Here is an 18,831-nt window from a genome sequence, read left to right as displayed (position 1 = left end):
GATGATTTATTTTTTAATGGGCAATCGCACAGCTTTTCAGTCAAAGAAAGGATTTCGGTTGTTTTTAGTTTACGTACTATTGCTTATAGTGTTACTTACGTCGTTGTTTTTTAGTTTGCAAGTTGCCATTCATGCAAATAAGGTTAACCAGCTATCAAGTGATGGAGGGAACTTAGGCCTTTATTCAATTCAGTCTAAAGTCGATTTAAGTAAGTCAGAAATTGATCGATTCATGGATTTAGATTCCGTTTACCAACCATATGTAAAAAGTAAGCCAGAGGCGTATACATATGAGGGAGCAACGGTAATCGTCCAAAGGAATAGTGAACCTTATTTTCATGAAAATGGGACGACTCTTCTTATTGGAGAGTGGCCACAGAATGAACATGAATGGGTTATTAATAGCTATCAATTTTATGCGATCGATGAAGATTTTTCACTTGGTGACCAACTTACATTTGAGTCTAGCACAGGCGATCGAAAGGATATTACGATTACAGGTGTATATGAAGAGCTGCAAGCTTATCAAGCATCTTATTCAGCGCTAACCGTTGGAGAGGTAGAGGAAGGCTATATTGCTGGATTAGTAGAAATGGATTCGGTTTCAACTGTTTCTTCTGATTTGAAGGAGACTTTTGACATCACCATACAACGCCAACCGGTTTATCAAAATCCACCTTTTGAGAAGCTTTCGGAGGGTAGTACCATCATCGTGTTTTATAGTCTACTCCTCTTATTGAATATGATCATCCTAGCATGGCTTGCCGTGCAACTTCTGTCATTGTTTGATTTTCGTGCTGGATTGTCAACGGCCATGTACTATGGCTTGTCGCCGAAGAAAACAACATTGGCTTGTATCGTATTGTTTAGTATCGTTGCCATGCTTTTAGTCAGCATCAGTTATTTTATAGCTTATATAGCCTTTCAGTATGTTGGCGAGAGATGGAGCCACGTAATAGGTGTTTCAATCTTCTATCGTCAAGACCATGTAAATAATCAAATGCATATACCTATTGATTACACCTATATGATCATCGCCAGTATCCTTCTTACAATATGGTTCATTCTTGTTTTCTTTGTAAGTAAACAAATGAATAGAACAACAACCCTCATTGTTTCAAGTTTAATTGGGCTTAGTTGTTCAGTCTTAATGATACCTTTCATTCAATCTGTAGTGGACTATAACCAATTCCATAGTGAAAATGAAGTCAGTGATGATCTTTATGATCATTATTTAGAAAAACAACCGTATACAAGCGCTCATTTATTAGATAGAAGAGCCATCGATCAGTTTGACGATTTAACAGATGCATTGGCTCGTGACGGTGTTTCGGCTTTGCATTTAAAGGGGCTCCAAGATTGGATTGTAAATGGACTAGAAGATGAACGAGATCTGTTTTTCGCATCTCAAGTATTAGCGGTAGAAGACGATGAGTGGCCAAAGGTGTTAAAGCAATTAGGCATGGAGGAAATAGCGTCATTTCAACAAGGTGATGCACCTTCAATTATTCATTTTCCATGGAAAGAGTCAGCAAAATTTAGTTACCAACAGCCCGTTTATCTTGAAGGTGAAGAAGTAGCGCTTCAGCAAATAATCTATGATGATCATGGCAGCTTTGAGTTCATGACAGATGAAGAAACGCTACCATTTCGTGCCTATAGTGTAGAACAAGAGCATTTTTTCACCTATGAAACGTTCATTTTGCCTCAATCTTATGTTACTGAAACAAAGGTAGACGAACAACTGTACATGCCAGTCTATTTGATTCCGACTGACTTATCCATTAACGAATTTGAATATGAATTGTTCACGAACTATTTAAACGAGTATCCGTTTCTTACGTTTATTGAAAATGGGCATCACGCCACATGGTTTGTGGAAACACAGCGAACGAGCTTTAGGTTACTAATGATACAGGTTGTCCCGATTGTGCTTGTACTAACAATGATTCTGTTTTCATTAGGCTTCCCTTTGCTTAAGAAAGTAAAAGCGAAAAAACAATGGCGTTCTGAATAAACGAAAACCTAAATGCAGCCATGTAGAGCGCATTTAGGTTTTTTTATTTTCATATTGAGGATAAGCGACAATCTTTAGGTCAGGTCCTATAACGGAGCTTTCTGCCCACTTTAGCGGAATCGCCTGATCCATTGTTTCGATACCGATTCCTTCAAAAAAGCTTCGTGCATCTCGTCCACCAATAAGTTTTGGGGCGATATAAAGAATACATTTCTGTACGTGTTGTTGCTCTAGAAAAGCAGCATTTAATGTGCCACCCGCTTCTAGAAGCGTTGAGGTGATGCCTTTTGAGAATAACGTAGCAAGCATCTCATCTACATCGACCTTCTCCTGATTCGTTGTGTAAAAGATGTGTACACCTTTCTCTTTTAATGCGGCTTCTTTGGCTCTATGAGCTGGTGCAGCAGAGGTAAAGAGATAGATAGGGGCTTCCTCATCATTGACTACGTTACAGTCTAACGGTATACGCATTTGCGAATCAACGATAATGCGAACCGGGTTTCTTCCATTAGGAATACGAGCCGTTAATGAGGGGTTGTCTTTTAAGACGGTCTCAATGCCGACAATAATACCTTGATGTTCACTTCGAAGTCGATGTACATCTTCCCGTGCAGTAGGGGATGTAATCCATTTGCTGTGAGTCGTTTTCGTAGCAATTTTCCCGTCAAGGGAGACAGCAGCTTTTAACGTCACGAACGGTCTTTTTTGAACGATAGCAAAGTTAAATACTTCATTTAATTGTGTAGCATCTTCTTCTAATAAGCCAACTTCGACTAAAACGCCAGCATCTTTGAGACGTTTTATTCCGTTACCAGCTACTTTAGGGTTGGGATCAAGTGAAGCGACTACGACTTTCTTTACACCGGCTTTCACTAAAGCATCTGCGCAAGGACCTGTTTTACCTGTGTGTGAGCATGGTTCGAGGGTAACATAAGCTGTTGAACCTTTTGCATGCTCACCCGCCATTTGAAGCGCATGAATTTCTGCATGTGGCCCTCCTTCTTTTAAATGAGAACCTATTCCAACCACTCGACTTTCTTTTACAAGTACGCAGCCGACAATAGGGTTTGCCCCTGTTTGACCTAGCATGGCTTTTGCATTTTCAAGGGCTAGCTTCATATACATTTGATCAGACATAAGTAAACACTCCTTACGATAAATAATAGATACCGGTTCGTTTTTCTGACAGCGACCATAAAGACTGTGCTTGGTGTTTATTAAAAATAGTATCCCCAGTTGTTTGAGGTTTAGGTTCCCCGTACCATTCCCTATAGCCACTAGGCCCAATCCATTCTCCGCCGTTAAGCGTGGCATTTGTGGCAGCATAACATGTCGATGCAGCGCCTTGTTCAGCTGATTGAACAAGATAGGGTAAAATGCTGCGAATCAACCAATGTGCTTTCTTGCCTGAGCCTTTGGAGAGCAAGTTTGAATAAGCTAGCCCAGGATGGCAAGCGACACTAATAGTGGATTTTTGATGTACTTTTAAACGTCGATCCAGCTCTCGAGCAAATAAAAAGTTGGCAAGCTTACTCTGTCGGTAAAAGGTCATCGGATTGTAACCATACTTTCCATTGTAATTAGCAAACTGAATCGTTCCTTTAATGGCAGCGATACTTGTGATCGTCACAATACGGGATGAAGGAGTAGAAGTTAAGAGTGGCAAAAGATACCCGGTCAATGCGAAGTGACCAAGATGATTCGTACCAAACTGTCTTTCAAAACCGTCTACTGTAAGCTCATATGGTGGAATCATAACCCCTGCATTATTGATAAGTAAATCCAATCTTGAAAATGGTACGCTTTCTGAAAAGGTTTGAATGGAAGAAAGGTTCCCTAAATCGAGGAAAGAAAAAGAGACAGCTCCATAAGAGCGGAGAAGTCTAACGGTGGCTTCCCCTTTTTCTTTATTTCGACTGGCAATGATTACCCGATAGTTGCTCGCTAGTAAAAACTTGGCTGTTTCAAAGCCAATTCCGCTTGTTGCACCGGTAATAAGCGCTGTATGCTTCATATCATTTGCTCCTTTTAAGCAATCACTGTCTCCATACTACACTAGTCTTATGAGGGTTTGCCAAAAAGAAGGTTGCTAAAGACGTTAGGAGCCATTGGAGGAGGTAGCCGTGTATAGTGCTTTGGCGTGTTAAAAACAAAAAAAGCGAGCAGCGATAAGGATCACTGCCCGTTCATATTGATTACCCAAGAGTTCCCACGATGCTAGACACCGATTCAAAAAGTTGTGTAAGTACGTCTGTGAGCATTTGATCCACCTCCTGTTTCAAAATAAGGAAAAAGAGAATTAACCAAGAGTGCCGATAATGCTAGAAACTGATTCAAAAGCTTGAACAAGAATATCTGTAAACATAAGATCCACCTCCAGTTTGAAAATAAGGAAAAAGAGAATTAGCCAAGCGTACCGATAATGCTAGAAACTGATTCAAAAGCTTGAACAAGAATATCTGTAAACATAAGATCCACCTCCAGTTTGAAAATAAGGAAAAAGAGAATTAGCCAAGAGTACCGATAATGCTAGAAACTGATTCAAAAGCTTGAACAAGAATATCTGTAAACATAAAATCCACCTCCAGTTTGAAAATAAGAAAAAAAGAATTAGCCAAGAGTGCCGATAATGCTAGAAACTGATTCAAAAGCTTGAACAAGAATATCTGTAAACATAAGATCCACCTCCAGTTTGAAAATAAGGAAAAAGAGAATTAGCCAAGAGTACCGATAATGCTAGAAACTGATTCAAAAGCTTGAACAAGAATATCTGTAAACATAAGGTCCACCTCCAGTTTGAAAATAAGGAAAAAGAAAATTAACCAAGAGTACCGATAATGCTAGAAACGGATTCAAAAGCTTGAACGAGAATATCTGTAAACATGACAGAACCTCCTTTTAAAAAGCTTTATTGTTTTTACTTACCTAGCTAACGCAGGAGAGATCACATTGGATCACTTTTTTTTATAATTTCTTTTTAAAAGGATATAAAACGGTGATTAAAAGCACATCCGTTGCACTTGTTTATTGATGGGTATATCGTATAAAAAGAAGGGGGCGAATGAAGAATGAAAGTAGAGATTTGGTCGGATGTTGCATGTCCGTTTTGTTATATCGGAAAGAGAAAGTTTGAGCAGGCTTTAGATGAATTTGATCAACCTGTTGACGTGACGTTTAAAAGTTTTCAGCTTGACCCTAGTGCACCACAGCACTCGACAGAGTCCATGGTGACGGTTCTTGCGAAAAAGTACAATGTCCCTGTTGAAAAGGCAAAAGAAATGAATAGTCAAGTCACTGCTCAGGCCAAAGAAGTAGGTTTAAACTATCATCTAGAGAGTGTCCGAGTTGTGAATACAATGGATGCTCATCGCTTAAGCCATTTAGCGAAAGAAAAAGGGAAAATGGGAGAAGTAATGGAGGCGCTATTGGACGCGCATTTTGTCCAAGGGCGTTATGTTGGCGATCGAGAAACGCTAATAGCGATTGCGGAAACAGCAGGTATAGGGAAAGAAGAGGTAAATGCCGTATTAGACAGCGATCAGTATAAGGACGTTGTGATGCAAGATCAGGCAGAAGGAAGCCAAATTGGGGTTCAAGGCGTTCCGTTCTTTGTTTTTAACCGAAAATATGCTGTTTCAGGAGCTCAGCCTAAAGAGGCGTTCCTTCAAGTGTTAGAAAAGGTAAAAGAAGAAGATGCCTCTCAGATTCAAGTAGTGAATCAAGGCGATACATGTTCAGATGGAAGCTGTTAAACCAAAAGAGGAATCCAACACTTATTGGATTCCTCTTTTTATTGTTGGTGATGGATGAAGGTCAATGCTTTTTCATGAACACGATACGTTACTGGTGTGGTATCTTTTTTTTCTCCATCGCTATCAATATCAAGAACAGGTGATGTAATAAGAGAACACTGTTCGACATCAAGCATTTCCAATTGCTCTGGATGATCGAGCCATCCTTCGTCTGTGCGTGCTTGATTATACATATTCTTTAGCAACGTTGCGCCTGCTTCTTTCACGATAAACATGTGAAGGATGCCATCGTTTAAAGAGATAACGTCATTAAACAAGCCAACCGTTCCGATGTATTGACCGTTCATAGCCAAGATCATAACCGCTTCTCCACTTTTCTTTACACCTGTATTGGTTGTTAATTCATATGAAAAAGGGGTGGGTTCTTTCAGGGAGCGGATGGCACTAATGATATAGCCTAATTTACCAAACGATTCTTTAGTTGATTCCTCAATTTCTTTTGATGCTTCTGTAATAAGGCCAATTCCAGAGAAATTGCTGAAATAACGATCGTTTTGGCTAACGATATCAATGTCGGTAGTGTTGCCAGCAAGTATAGCATCCACTGCATCGTCTATTTTTGAACAGTTCAATGAACGGGACAAATCGTTACATGTTCCTGTTGGTAAAATACCAACGATTGGGCGACCAGCCTGCTGCATAAGTCCGTTTACGCATTCGTGAACCGTACCGTCTCCACCCATAATGAGGATTAAGTCCACTTTGCTTCCATTCTCCACGCATAGAGCTTCCGTGTCTCCTGCTTTTTCGGTTTGGTATAAAGTGAATTCTTTTATGGAAGGGGCTAATTTAGGAACAATGTCTTTAAGTAAATCTTCTAGTTCACCTTGTCCAGCTGCTTGATTGTAAATGAGCAGTGCTTTCGTATACATGGTCACGTGACTTCACCTCTTCTATACATCTATACCCTTTTTATTTCATTTCAACTACGGTGCTATCGTTTTTTTCTGAACGGCAAATGTGTTATTGAAGTAACTACAGTAAAAAACGTGCTCAACGGCAACGATGCCCTTCTTATTTAGCTGTTGATGAACCCATTCTTCCGTAAGGTTTAGGATTTTTAAGTGATCTTTTTGCAGCACACCATCCATAATCAAAGGCAAGGTAAAGGGTGTGTTATCCCCTTTTTTAAAAATAGATAATGTACCAGAGGCTTCAAGCATCGCCCAGTCAACTTCTTGTACATCAGCAATGTTTTTATCCCGTAGCTGCAACATAATATCATCAATATTGTAATTCTGATCCGATAAGTTTTCCTGTAAAAATTGTCCATCTTTAATAATAATGACTGGTTCTCCATCGACGAGATCTCGAAATTTTTGATTTTTTACTTGTAAATAAGTGAAGATACGCTGCAGGAGAATGAGAAGAGCAATAGGTGCCAACCCTCTATATAGAGGCAGTTCAGGATCATCAATTAAAACAACAGCTAATTCAGCAATCATTAATGTAATGATGACATCAAGAACACTTACTTCACCAAGCTCTTTTTTTCCTGTTAAGCGAAAGAAAATTAAAACGGCGATAAACATAATTACCGTACGTATAAGTGTGGACAGTAGTTGGTCCAAGCCGATCACCTCGTTTAAAGTATGAGCGAAAGAATCAAGAAACATGCAATTATTCCAAATCGGCTTGGTAATAGCCCTTTTGTTAGGGGCAACTTGATTAAAAAACGCGATTGAATGTAACAAAAAACATCCTCTTCCTTCTATGGAGGACGAGGGTGTATTACCGGTCCCATTATGGCACCATACTGGTCAAAACGGCCTTTAAATGACGTGACAAAACTTGAAGAGAAAAAAGGCGCTTAATATGAAAGAGGCTGGGACACCACACCACTGGAGGAGGACTCTCCTATTTTCTCTATTATTGGCTAAGGAAGCAGTACAATTCATTGACTGTCAATCTTTTATTCATTCTATACCTTGTTATTTTTATATTGTTCGGTCTTATTTTCACTACCATTTTAGCAACATCAATTAACTGGATCTTTCATTAGACGTGAAAAGTGCTCTTTAGGTTTTTTATACCCTTTTGCATCAGCTTTATGTATGCTATATATGTCTCTACTGATATTGAGTATTTTTTATAATGTCATATTGACTTTAGTAGAAAAAATCTTCCACTTTATCTAAGATTTATAAGGACGTGAGTTATTATTAGTACTACGGAACTTATTTTAACGTTTTTTCTTTTCATTACTTTTGGGATGATTTTTATAACCGGTTTTGGTTTATTGGTTTGGGAAAAACCCTTTAAATTTTCATATAACAGTTTGATGTTTGTGGATGCTAATACTCCCCTTAAAAAAAGTTGGAATTTCTTTTATCATTTAACGGGCGGAGGTGTATCTTATTTCTTTTATTTTTGGCTAAAAGATCGTCATTCTATTCCTAAGACTAAGCTATTTTTTTCTCTTTACCTCATTGCTTCTATTCCTTTTTCAATTTTAGGTCTTACAATTGCTTTAAACCTTGTCTCGTTTTTAACTAACTAACTCGTTTATAATGAACAGCAAAACAAAACAAGTTCTAACATAAGATCTTAATTACGTTCCTTGAGCAAAGTGAAATTCTGGAGCATGCCGGGATCTAACAATAGGTACATACCTAATGAAACAGCACCCTCCAACTGGATCACGGCTGATATTAGTATGAAAAAACCAATATCACAAGAATATCCCCCTAAAAAACGCCCTTTTATAAAGAATATATTTTAAAAGGAAGTGGTCCAGTTATTTATAGAAACAGTAAAATTAATTCTATATATTTTTTTAATAACATCCTACTCATTAAATGTGTCTGCTGGAGTGGGGCTCTTAATTTGGAGTAAAGTTTACAGACACATTTATGATAGTTTTCTTATAGAAAAAACGGATAATAAGATGAAAAATGCATGGAACATTTTTTACCATATTATAGGTGGAGGCCTCTCCTATCATTTATACTATTGGTTACATAAACGTTACGCTTATTTCACATCAAATTTAGTTTCTCTTCTCTATTTGATTTTATATCTTTGTGTAGGATTTTTATTTCTAATGTTTATTGTCTCAATTATTGAAGCGATTTTTCCTTAAACAATTGATGCTGAATTTGAGGGTTGCACCATGTTTTTAGTCCAATTTTTCTTATCTGCGTTTCTTTTTATAGCTGTCGGCCTTACTATTTCCGCTGGCATAGGTTTATTAATTTGGAGTCCTCTTTATAAACTTATTTATGAAAGCTTTCTTATAAAGGATCCCGATTCGACAATAAAGAGAATATGGAATCTTTTTTATCATGTATGTGGTGGGGGGCTTTCTTACTTTTTTTATTTCTGGCTAATAAAAAAATACAAACTAGGGATTGCAAAGCTTGTATTTCTGCTGTACTTAATAGCTTTTATCTCTATTGGAATTCCTCTTGCTACAGTGGGTTTGGCTTTTATTGAATGGCTTTTTTCATAAGAATTTATTTGAAAGTGTTGAGGTTTCTAAATGGACTTAGCTTCATTTATATTCTTAGAAATATCTAATGCTATTAACGATTTCGGATGTGATTCATACGTGTTTATTTATTCCCTTGAACTCTTTATATACTTTTGAATCTGCTGTATGTATGCACTCAATATTTCTGCTGGAATGGGGCTTTTATTTTACAGTGCTGTTTATAGGCGGATTTACGAAAGCTGTGTTATTGAAAACCCTGATACTGTTTTAAAGAAAATATGGAATGGTTTTTACCACACCACTGGAGGAGGACTCTCCTATTTTCTATATTATTGGCTCCGAAAGCAGTACAATTCATTGACTGTAAATTTACTATTTATTTTCTATATTATCTTTTTTATCGTTATTGGTTTTTTTGTTGTTGTGCTAGGAATTACAGTTGTATCCTTTATTTTTGATTTGCTTCAACGGTGAGTTGATCGATTGGAGATCTCTCTGTACTTTATTTCGTTTTTTAACTAACTCAATTAAAATGACGAGAACAACAAAAAAATTATTGAGGAGGACTCAATGTCTACACAAATGGAACAGCATCCGCCAACTGGATCACGGCTTACATTAGTACGAAAAAACCAATTATTGTGCTGGCAGCGCCGTTTTGACATTTATATTGACGAAGAATATTTTGGAGATATTTCGAGAGGGAAAGAAGTGAGTCTTCCCATTGGTCCGGGAAAGCATACCGTCTATTTAAACTTTGATTCCAGCGTAGGAGCCTTCAATTTGGGTTTCAAAGTGAAGTGCTCGAAGTTGAAACTCAGTTGGATCAAAACTTGATCATTGAGGTGTCTGTCAAGAAGCATTATGATAACATTTTTCCTCAAATCGAATTGAAAGTCAGAGATTAACCTGATTTTTCAGTTCACAGTAAACGACAAAATGATGGGTCTTTAGCGCCGGTCAATAATTGTCGTTATTTCAAAAAGTTGAGAAGTGAGTCAATTTCATAACTACTTTTGAAAAGAGATATAACGAACAATCATCGACATAATTACAAAGGTATTCGTTATATTAACTTCTGAAATGAGCGACGACTCCAGCGGGTACAGCACGCGCCCGAAGGCAGAGGAGCAAATATATATGAGTGGAAGTGGCTGGTGCCGTTCCCGCTGCAAAGAAACCACGCTAAGAACGCCACGTCGTGTGGCAACGTCTGGTACCTACATCCTGTAGGCATGTTCGGATTTATAAAGCGATATAAGGATTATGAGATTCATTCGAGTGGAAATAAAACTTAATTTTCTGAACTAATATTGGAATAGGTTCGTTATTGTTCTTTTTAACTTAATACAAAAAATGCGGCTCCTTTTTCAGTAGGCGTCACCGCATTTTTTTAAAACGTTCATTGTTAATTTCTGGTCTTAGACAATGATTTGAATTTAACTGCTTAACCTTTCAATCGTTAATACAAGCAACTTTGTTCGTTCTACGAGTGAACCAATCTCTAAATATTCCTCGTCATTGTGCTGATTTCCGCCAATTGGTCCCATTCCATCAATTGTTGGGATACCGAGTGCAGAAGTGAAAGAAGCATCCGATCCGCCCCCCGTACTTGTTTCTGTTAAATCAATATTTAATGATGAAGCAACGTCTTTAATGATTTCATATAGAGCAATGGTTTGCTCGTTTCGCTCCATTGGCGGGCGGGTAATCTCGCCTTCAAGTTCTATTGACGTATCAGGAACATCAGGCTGAGCGCATATGTTCTCTATAGCTTTTGCTAAAGGTGCTGCTTGGTCTTGAGTGGTAATGCGAATATCAACTTTCCCTTCGGCATAATCAGCGACAGTATTGATTGATGTACCGCCTTTACTAATCCCCACATTTACGCTAATGCCTTCTTCGTGGTTAGATAACTGATGTAGCTTAATCGTCTTATGCGCAAGTTCTTCAATCGCGCTCCGTCCTTTTTCTGGTTCAATACCTGAATGAGCCGCTTTTCCTGTGACTTTCAAGGTATATCTACCGCCACCACGACGTGACGTGACGAGGGAACCGTCTTTTCTAGCTGGTTCCATCACAAGCACGGCTTTCTTGCCTGCACCTTGTGCCTCAATCAGCTTCCGCGCTGATGGTGCGCCGATTTCTTCATCACTCGTTAGCAATACAACAACGTTTTTAGCGGCTTCCTTATTAGCATTCAGAAGTGCTTGTAACGCAGAGAACGTTGTGACATGACTTGCTTTCATGTCTATGACACCTGGTCCATAAGCGCGCTCACCAACAATGTGAAATGGTCGTTCTGCCGCTGTGCCCTCTAAAAAGACGGTATCCATATGCGCAACAACTAGGATGTCTGGCTCTGTTGCTTCGTGATGCATAAGAACAATATGATTGCCGTATGTGTGTTGTTCATGTATGTCTGCATGAAAACCGATTGTTTGATAAGCGTCGATTAATTGTTGTCCAACTCGGTCAACGCCATCTTTATGATAAGATCCGCTATCAATGTTAACGAGCTTTTCTAGCATGTTTAACATCTCTTCTGTTGACGCGATCTTCATTGTAATCACCTCTTTAACGGATTAATGTAGTGGATAATGACATGCTACAAAGTGACCTGGTTCTCTTTCAAGAAAAGCAGGTTCCTCAATCGCACATTTTTCCTGCGCATTTGCACAGCGTGTATGAAAACGGCAGCCAGATGGGGGATTAACAGGGCTTGGCATATCGCCTTCAAGAACAATGCGCTCTCGTTTGTCCCTTTCTTTTGGATCAGGAACAGGTACGGCGCTAATTAATCCCTTTGTATAAGGGTGCATTGGACGTTCAAATAGTGCTTGTTTTGTAGTAAGTTCTACGACTTTACCTAAATACATCACAGCGATTCGGTCACTAATATGTTTAACTGCAGGCAAACCATGTGCAATAAATAGGAAAGTGAGGTTAAATTCTTTTTGTAAACGCGCCATTAAATTTAAAATTTGTGCCTGAATGGAAACATCTAAAGCAGACACCGGTTCATCGCAAATAATGAGTTTTGGTTTCAGAGCAATAGCCCGAGCAATGCCAATACGCTGACGCTGACCGCCACTAAATTCATGAGGATAACGTTTTGCGTAGGAACGATCAAGTCCAACAACATCCATCAATTCATACACTTGCTCAACTATGGTTTTTCCTGATTCGACTTTATGAGTCTTTAGCGGTTCCGCAATGACATCTTTAACCGTCATTCGTGGGTTTAAGGAGGAAAATGGATCTTGGAAGATCATTTGAATATCAGCGCGCTTTTTTCGTAACGACTCTCCCTTTAAGGATGAGAAATCAGTACCTTCAAACAGAAGACTTCCGCTTGTTGGTTCAAGCAAGCGCATTAATACATTTCCAAGTGTAGATTTACCGCAACCAGATTCACCTACAATTCCAAGTGTTTCTCCAGAATAAATTGTAAGATCAACGCCATCAACTGCACGAAGTAGCTTCTTATCTCGTTTTAAAAAACCTTCACTTACATCAAAGTGTTTAGTTAAGCCTTTCGTTTCTAATAATACGTCCCTCATATGGATGCTGCCTCCTCTTCACTGAAAAGCCAACAACGGACACGCTGACCGGTTTCTGCTACAAACAATGGAGGTGCTTCGACAGCGCAATGTTCCATCGCTTGAGGGCAACGTGGATAAAAACGGCAGCCGGTTGGCATGGTATCAGGGGTTGGGACCGTTCCTTCTATAGAGTTTAACTCCTCTTCAAGCTCATTAATTTTAGGCGTGCTGGCAAGAAGTCCTTGGGTATAAGGGTGAGCCGGATGCTCAAATAAAGTGAAGACATTGGCTTCTTCAACTACTTGCCCTGCGTACATAACGATTACAGTATCTGCCATTTCTGCTACAACGCCAAGATCATGAGTAATGAGCATAATCGCTGTATCGTTTTCTTGAACTAAATCACGCATTAACCCTAAGATTTGTGCTTGGATGGTCACATCTAAAGCTGTAGTAGGTTCGTCAGCAATGAGTAATTTAGGGCTACAAGCAAGTGCGATTGCAATCATCACACGCTGTCTCATACCACCACTTAAGGAATGTGGGAAGGAACGGTAGACCTTTTCAGCGCGCGGAATTCCGACTTTTTTAAGCATATCAATGCCTTTTTCTTTCGCTTGCTCTTTTGATACATTTTGGTGTAGTAAGATTACTTCTGCTAACTGATTTCCTATTGTAAATAAAGGGTTTAAAGAGGTGAGTGGTTCTTGGAATATCATCGATAAGTCGTTGCCTCTTAATTTACGATACTGCTTATCGCTAATGCCAATCAAATCTTGACCATTAAACATAACGGAACCGCCGACAATTTTTCCTGGGGAGGACACAAGTCCCATTATTGATAAGGAAGTCACGCTTTTACCACAACCCGATTCGCCTACGATTGCAACTGTTTCCCCGTGTTTAATTGAAAAGGATACACCATTCACAGACGGAACAGCACCATTCTCTGTAAAGAAATGTGTTTGCAGGTTTTCTACTGACAAAAGAACGTCTTCGCTCATGTTTACCTTCTCCTTACCGACGGGTTTGGCTACGAGGATCGAGAACATCGCGAAGCCAATCGCCTAAAAAAATTATTCCTAATACTGCTACTGTAATGGCTAATCCAGGGAATGTTGCGAGCCACCAGCTTGTTGCCAAATAATCCCGTCCGTCACTTAAAATGCCGCCCCAAGAAATATCAGGTGACTGTATACCTAAACCAAGGAAGCTTAAAGACGCTTCTAAAATAATGGTGGTTGCGACACTTAAGGTGGAGATAACAATAAAAGAAGAGATGACATTCGGTAATAAATGACGATACATAATAACCCGATTCTTTACACCGATAGAACGAGCTGCTTTTACAAACTCCCTTTCTTTAATTGAGAGTACTTCACCTCGAACAAGTCGCGCGTAATTTACCCAGTTTGTTACCCCAAGAACAAATATGAGCGTCCAGACACTTGGACCAAATACGCTTAAAATAACAAGAGCAAATAAGATATTAGGGATGGACAAAAAAGAATCGACTAATCGCATTAAAATGGAATCAATCCATCCTCCGTAAAAGCCAGCTATGATGCCGATTGTGACACCGATGATTCCGGCAACAACAACGGAAGCTATTCCGACTAATAAAGAGATTTGGGAACCGTAAATAATTCGGCTCAATATATCCCGTCCAAGATTATCGGTTCCTAGGATATGGCTGATGGAGCCTCCTTCAATCCACATTGGTGGCTGTAACATATTAATGGGGTTAATTTCATTCGGATCGTGAGGCGCTAATACACTAGCAAAAACTGCCACTAAAATGACAGCAACAACGATAAAAAAACCAACTGTCCCTGTCTTACTTCGCCACAACAATTGACTCCAGCGTTTGAGTCGTCCTTTCCTAATAGGTGTACTTAGTTGTTGAGAGCCAGGCAGTTGCGGTTCTGGTTGTAAAGCCATTTAGAAGGCCTCCTTTAGTCATATTTAATCCGCGGATCTAACAGCCTGTACAAAATGTCAGCAAGCAAATTCATTAAAATTACTAGAATGGCAATGACAAATACGCATGCTTGAACAATAGCCATATCCCTTGTATTTACGGCTTGTATTAACAACTGTCCAAGACCAGGCCAAGAAAAGACGGTTTCCGTAATTAACGTCCCACCGACCACCGTTGACGTTTGAAGTGCGGTGATGGTAATTAGGGGGATTAATGAATTACGAAATGCGTGTTTGTAAACGACAAAAAGATTGCGAATTCCCTTACTTTTAGCAGTGCGGATATAATCTTGATTTAAAATTTCGATCATATTGGAGCGTAGCAACCGTGTAATTTCGGCTGCAATGCCAGTTGCAAGTGTGATGGCAGGTAAAAGTAAATGAGCGAATGTTCCTCTTCCTGATACGGGTAGCCATCCCAACGTGACAGAAAACAGTAAAATGAGCATAATACCTAACCAGAAATTAGGCATGGCTTTTCCAAGTACTGCTCCGCCTGAAGCAAGTAAGTCTAACGGTGTATTTTGTTGTGTAGCAGACCAAATACCAAGAGGAATGGCTACCGTAACAGCAATAATCATTGCTGCTATAGCTAACTCCAATGTGGCTGGAAGTCGTTCGAGTACAAGAGGCAGTGCACTTGTGCTGTATCGAAATGATTCCCCAAAGTCTCCTTGTACCAAGTTAAGTAAATAGTGACCGTACTGGACAATAAAAGGTTTATCAAGACCGAGAGAAGCGGTTAATTGAGCAATATCTTCTTGAGAGGCATCGTCCGGCAGCATAAGCGCCACAGGATTACCGGCTATAAAAACAAGTGCAAATACGATAAACGAAATAATAAGTAGAACAGGGATGATTTGCGCAAGGCGTTTCAATAAAAATAAACCCAAATCGTCGCCTCCTTTTTCTTAGGAAAGGCCAGGATTTCCCTGGCCGTTACAATTAGTTTTTTGAGATGGATGGAACATAAATCATTTCATCCATTGCAGGTGAGAAGTTGACCCGATCATTGACTCCATAATTGACGGTTTCTTGGTGAAGCATAATGTGGGGCTGTTCCTCATTAGCAATACGCTGAATTTCCTGAATCTGTTCAGCACGCTCTGCATCATCCATATTGATTGCAGAAGCATCAAGCAATGCATCTATTTCTTCGTTTTGATAGTCCGTTTCACCAACGAAACGATCTCCTCGATACCAGTCCACTGCATACGCGCCATCAAACATGGAGTTACCTAAACCAATTAAATAAGCATCTTTGTTCGTGCCAGCTTGACGCATTTCCACGAAATTACTCCACTCCATAAATTCAACCGTAACCTCTACATTTATGGCTTTTAGCATGCCGCCTACAAGTTCTGCGATTTCAGCATCTTGCAAATAGCGTCCACGCGGGGAATGTAGCGTCATTTCAAATCCATCAGGGTAACCAGCTTCATCCATAAGGGCTTGAGCTTGTTCGACATCATAATCATATGAATCATACAAGGATTCTTCCGCTCCGAAATTGCCAGGAGCAACTCTCGTTCTTGTTGGTACGCCCCCGCCTCGAAGGGCGTTCTCTGTAATAGCCTCATTGTTAATAGCTAGGTTGAGTGCTTGACGAACTCTAACATCAGCTGTTGGAAACCCTTCTGTAGCACGGAGAATGAGCATCATCGTTCGGTTAGACGTTTCTGATGCCATCGATGTACCTGCATTTCCATTAACACGGTCCCAATCTGCAGGAGGTACGTTAACGGCAATATCCACACCGCCAGTTAAAAGTTCAGATACGCGTGTAGAATTTTCTGGTATGACACGGAAAATGACTTCATCCCATTCATCCACTTCACCTTCAAAATATTCAGTATATGGCGTCATGACAACTTGTGAATCGCGTACCCATTCCTCAAACTGGTAGGGTCCTGTTCCAATCGGATTAGCTAAGAAGTGATCCCATCCTTCTTCTTCTATGTACGTTTTTGGAAGAATGCTTGAACCCAATCTCGATAGTCGGTGGAATAGGGAAGGTTCCTCTTCATGCGTAATGACTCGGAATGTTAAGTCATCAACAATGTCCACTTCTTTTATTTGACGATAGTTAGGATACTCTTGCAATGTGTCATCATTTGCCACACGTTCAAGTGTAAACTTCACGTCTTCTGACGTTAGTGGATCGCCATTGTGGAAGGTGACTCCTTCTTTTAATGTCATTTCTACCGTTACATCATCAATGTGCTCATACGTATCTACAAGTTCTGGTTGTATCTCGTTTTGGCTATCCCGTTTAAATAAATAGTTAAACATGTTGTCGTGCACAGCCTCGGTAGACGTATTATTATGATCATGAATATCAAACGAGACGACATCAGTTCCTAAAGCAATGGTTAATGTTCTGTTCTCTTCATCAATAGAGGCAGCTCCTTCATCAAGAGACTGAACATCTTCTGTCTCTCCTCCACATGCTGCTAAACATACACTGACCCCTAAAAGTAATGCACTAATCTTCTTCAAAAACGTTTCCCCCTTCTCGCATAAGTTGCCATTCTTGCAGTAACAGTTTCATCTTTAGCTTCATCATTAAAAAAAGTGTTAGAAAAAATGAAAAAAGATGAGAAAGTTATTCCAGAGTATAACGACTATATAAAATTCAGTCAATTAGCGTTTTAAAAACAAAAACAGAAAAAAACTTTAGTAGAAAAGTTTATTTTACTAAATTTTTACTTCATTCAATTTGAGATTTTGTAAAGCTAGCGTATGAATTTTACGAAAATTGATTTGGGAATAGAAATGAATATTCGTCTCTAAACAGTTGATTGTTAGAAACTAGAAAAAAGAGCTAGTTTGCGTACGGAAAAAGATCAACAGCGCTTACAAGGTGAACATGACATTTTTTATATACAAATAAAATAAATTCTAATTGGATATAGAAAGCGAATTTCTTAACAACATGATGAGGATAGGAGCGATGAAATGGTTAAAGAGAAACGATTGTAAAACAGCGTTGTTGTATAATAAAATAAATCAAATAAATATTTTTTAAGAGACAATACGAAGGATTCATTCACTGGAACATACTACCTGTTTAAGGATCATTAGGGAATCCGCTGGCTTTTTTTTTCTAATCTATCGATAACGAGATAATTAACCTAAGTGAGAAAGGAATTCGTAGATGCATGAAATTAATGTAATGAATTTAACGGCAAAAGAACGCTATAAACTTTTAAGTGGTACAGTGATTCCACGTCCAATTGCGTTTGTGACGACAAGATCTACTGAGAGCGGAAAAACGAATGCAGCTCCTTTTAGTTTTTTTTCCATGTTGGCTGGTGATCCTCCGTTGCTTTCAATTGCTGTAGGGAGAAAAAATGGAATGATGAAAGATACAGCTCGAAATGCAGTTGCCTCGAAGGAGCTTGTTATTCATGCGGTTCACGAGGAACTTGTGTCCGATATGAATCAAACGGCTGCTACGCTAAAGCCTGAGGAAAGTGAAATTGATTTAACCTCCCTTAGTCTTGTAGAGAGCACGTCGATTCAAGTACCAGGAATTAAAGAGGCCTTAGTACGTTTTGAATGCCAGCTTGAATCACACTTGCCAATTCATAACGATGAAGGAGAAATATCGTTCGACTTACTTATCGCTAGAGTAAAGGTGATGCATTTAGACGAAACCGTATATGACAAAGAAAAGAATTACGTACTTCCTGCCCAGTTGAAGCCTGTTGCACGTCTATCTGGACCGAACTACGCCGGATTAGGTGAATTCTTTTCATTAAAACGACCGGAATAGATCGGGGTTTTACCGAAACCTATTCAACTAAATGTAGGCATCATTCTCTGAGGCAGAATTCCATTATGTTTGTCAGTGTGCTTAGGCCAAATTAGAAGTTTGGTCTGTTTTTTTGTAAGGTTTTCCTTCATAATAGGGAAGATACTGTTTACGCCTATCCTGTGTAGTATAAAAGGAGGCAAATCGGGCACATTCACCATAACGGATGCATATAGGTACACTAGGCATATCGTTTAAAAGGTAAGTGAATGATGACCTTAATTAGA

At 39.2% G+C, this 18,831-nt stretch carries 15 protein-coding genes; 5 read left to right on the top strand and 10 right to left on the bottom strand.

Annotated features, from left to right (window positions below; translation table 11 throughout):
* Position 1: 1 nt before the first annotated feature.
* A complete protein-coding gene (locus FPV17_RS20990; protein ID WP_144560314.1) occupies positions 2-2,017 on the top strand; it encodes a hypothetical protein in 2,016 nt (671 codons plus the stop codon).
* Positions 2,018-2,050: 33 nt separating this feature from the next.
* Here the strand turns inward: FPV17_RS20990 and ribD are convergent, their stop codons facing one another.
* Positions 2,051-3,154, bottom strand: a complete 1,104-nt coding sequence (gene ribD / locus FPV17_RS20985; protein ID WP_246117087.1) for a bifunctional diaminohydroxyphosphoribosylaminopyrimidine deaminase/5-amino-6-(5-phosphoribosylamino)uracil reductase RibD — start codon at positions 3,152-3,154, stop codon at positions 2,051-2,053.
* Between the two features lie 13 nt (positions 3,155-3,167).
* The gene (locus FPV17_RS20980) at positions 3,168-4,031 is read right to left on the bottom strand and encodes an oxidoreductase (protein ID WP_051667692.1); all 864 of its coding nucleotides are present in this window, start codon (positions 4,029-4,031) and stop codon (positions 3,168-3,170) included.
* Positions 4,032-5,085: 1,054 nt separating this feature from the next.
* Here FPV17_RS20980 and FPV17_RS20975 point away from each other — a divergent pair.
* Positions 5,086-5,769: a DsbA family oxidoreductase gene (locus tag FPV17_RS20975; protein ID WP_144560313.1), complete on the top strand. Its 684-nt coding sequence runs from the start codon at positions 5,086-5,088 to the stop codon at positions 5,767-5,769.
* Between the two features lie 38 nt (positions 5,770-5,807).
* Here the strand turns inward: FPV17_RS20975 and FPV17_RS20970 are convergent, their stop codons facing one another.
* Positions 5,808-6,701: a diacylglycerol/lipid kinase family protein gene (locus tag FPV17_RS20970; protein WP_060704637.1), complete on the bottom strand. Its 894-nt coding sequence runs from the start codon at positions 6,699-6,701 to the stop codon at positions 5,808-5,810.
* A 54-nt stretch (positions 6,702-6,755) separates the two neighbouring features.
* Positions 6,756-7,523, bottom strand: coding sequence for a DUF421 domain-containing protein (locus FPV17_RS20965; RefSeq protein ID WP_144560311.1), 768 nt, complete (start codon positions 7,521-7,523; stop codon positions 6,756-6,758).
* A gap of 1,904 nt (positions 7,524-9,427) precedes the next feature.
* Between FPV17_RS20965 and FPV17_RS20960 the strand changes: the two genes are divergently transcribed.
* On the top strand, positions 9,428-9,736 hold the full coding sequence (locus FPV17_RS20960; protein WP_144560310.1) for a hypothetical protein: 309 nt from the start codon (positions 9,428-9,430) through the stop codon (positions 9,734-9,736).
* Between the two features lie 96 nt (positions 9,737-9,832).
* Complete coding sequence (locus tag FPV17_RS20955) at positions 9,833-10,099, top strand: hypothetical protein (RefSeq protein WP_144560309.1); 267 nt, start codon at positions 9,833-9,835, stop codon at positions 10,097-10,099.
* A gap of 602 nt (positions 10,100-10,701) precedes the next feature.
* On the opposite strand, the gene FPV17_RS20950 is transcribed toward FPV17_RS20955, so the two are convergent.
* Genes FPV17_RS20950 through FPV17_RS20925 form a run of 6 tightly spaced genes read right to left on the bottom strand, consistent with a single transcriptional unit; the run spans position 10,702 to position 17,286 of the window.
* Positions 10,702-11,826 carry a M20 family metallopeptidase gene (locus tag FPV17_RS20950; RefSeq protein ID WP_144560308.1) on the bottom strand — a complete coding sequence of 375 codons (1,125 nt, stop codon included), beginning with the start codon at positions 11,824-11,826 and terminating at the stop codon, positions 10,702-10,704.
* A 21-nt stretch (positions 11,827-11,847) separates the two neighbouring features.
* Positions 11,848-12,825, bottom strand: coding sequence for an ABC transporter ATP-binding protein (locus tag FPV17_RS20945; protein ID WP_144560307.1), 978 nt, complete (start codon positions 12,823-12,825; stop codon positions 11,848-11,850).
* A complete protein-coding gene (locus FPV17_RS20940; RefSeq protein ID WP_035397313.1) occupies positions 12,822-13,811 on the bottom strand; it encodes an ABC transporter ATP-binding protein in 990 nt (329 codons plus the stop codon). Before FPV17_RS20940 ends, FPV17_RS20945 begins: the two co-directional genes overlap by 4 nt.
* A gap of 13 nt (positions 13,812-13,824) precedes the next feature.
* The gene (locus FPV17_RS20935; protein ID WP_144560306.1) at positions 13,825-14,748 is read right to left on the bottom strand and encodes an ABC transporter permease; all 924 of its coding nucleotides are present in this window, start codon (positions 14,746-14,748) and stop codon (positions 13,825-13,827) included.
* A gap of 14 nt (positions 14,749-14,762) precedes the next feature.
* Entirely contained in the window at positions 14,763-15,680 is a 918-nt protein-coding gene (locus tag FPV17_RS20930; protein WP_060704380.1) for an ABC transporter permease, read from the bottom strand.
* 52 nt (positions 15,681-15,732) lie between these two features.
* Positions 15,733-17,286: an ABC transporter substrate-binding protein gene (locus tag FPV17_RS20925; protein WP_186370685.1), complete on the bottom strand. Its 1,554-nt coding sequence runs from the start codon at positions 17,284-17,286 to the stop codon at positions 15,733-15,735.
* A gap of 658 nt (positions 17,287-17,944) precedes the next feature.
* Between FPV17_RS20925 and FPV17_RS20920 the strand changes: the two genes are divergently transcribed.
* On the top strand, positions 17,945-18,565 hold the full coding sequence (locus FPV17_RS20920) for a flavin reductase family protein (RefSeq protein ID WP_035397316.1): 621 nt from the start codon (positions 17,945-17,947) through the stop codon (positions 18,563-18,565).
* The last annotated feature ends 266 nt before the right edge of the window (positions 18,566-18,831 follow it).

This window comes from Shouchella miscanthi (assembly GCF_007725405.1).
In the GTDB taxonomy this organism is placed as follows: Bacteria; Bacillota; Bacilli; order Bacillales; family Bacillaceae_D; genus Shouchella; species Shouchella hunanensis.
The sequence above is the reverse complement of the archived record's forward strand: the minus strand, read 5'-3'. Positions and strand labels throughout refer to the sequence as shown.

Bases quoted from the DNA above. Each gene is read 5' to 3' on its own strand.
- FPV17_RS20990 (WP_144560314.1), top strand. From the start codon at position 2: ATGATTTATTTTTTAATGGGCAATCGCACAGCTTTTCAGTCAAAGAAA.
- ribD (WP_246117087.1), bottom strand. From the start codon at position 3,154: ATGTCTGATCAAATGTATATGAAGCTAGCCCTTGAAAATGCAAAAGCC.
- FPV17_RS20980 (WP_051667692.1), bottom strand. From the start codon at position 4,031: ATGAAGCATACAGCGCTTATTACCGGTGCAACAAGCGGAATTGGCTTT.
- FPV17_RS20975 (WP_144560313.1), top strand. From the start codon at position 5,086: ATGAAAGTAGAGATTTGGTCGGATGTTGCATGTCCGTTTTGTTATATC.
- FPV17_RS20970 (WP_060704637.1), bottom strand. From the start codon at position 6,701: ATGTATACGAAAGCACTGCTCATTTACAATCAAGCAGCTGGACAAGGT.
- FPV17_RS20960 (WP_144560310.1), top strand. From the start codon at position 9,428: ATGTATGCACTCAATATTTCTGCTGGAATGGGGCTTTTATTTTACAGT.
- FPV17_RS20955 (WP_144560309.1), top strand. From the start codon at position 9,833: ATGTCTACACAAATGGAACAGCATCCGCCAACTGGATCACGGCTTACA.
- FPV17_RS20950 (WP_144560308.1), bottom strand. From the start codon at position 11,826: ATGAAGATCGCGTCAACAGAAGAGATGTTAAACATGCTAGAAAAGCTC.
- FPV17_RS20945 (WP_144560307.1), bottom strand. From the start codon at position 12,825: ATGAGGGACGTATTATTAGAAACGAAAGGCTTAACTAAACACTTTGAT.
- FPV17_RS20940 (WP_035397313.1), bottom strand. From the start codon at position 13,811: ATGAGCGAAGACGTTCTTTTGTCAGTAGAAAACCTGCAAACACATTTC.
- FPV17_RS20935 (WP_144560306.1), bottom strand. From the start codon at position 14,748: ATGGCTTTACAACCAGAACCGCAACTGCCTGGCTCTCAACAACTAAGT.
- FPV17_RS20920 (WP_035397316.1), top strand. From the start codon at position 17,945: ATGCATGAAATTAATGTAATGAATTTAACGGCAAAAGAACGCTATAAA.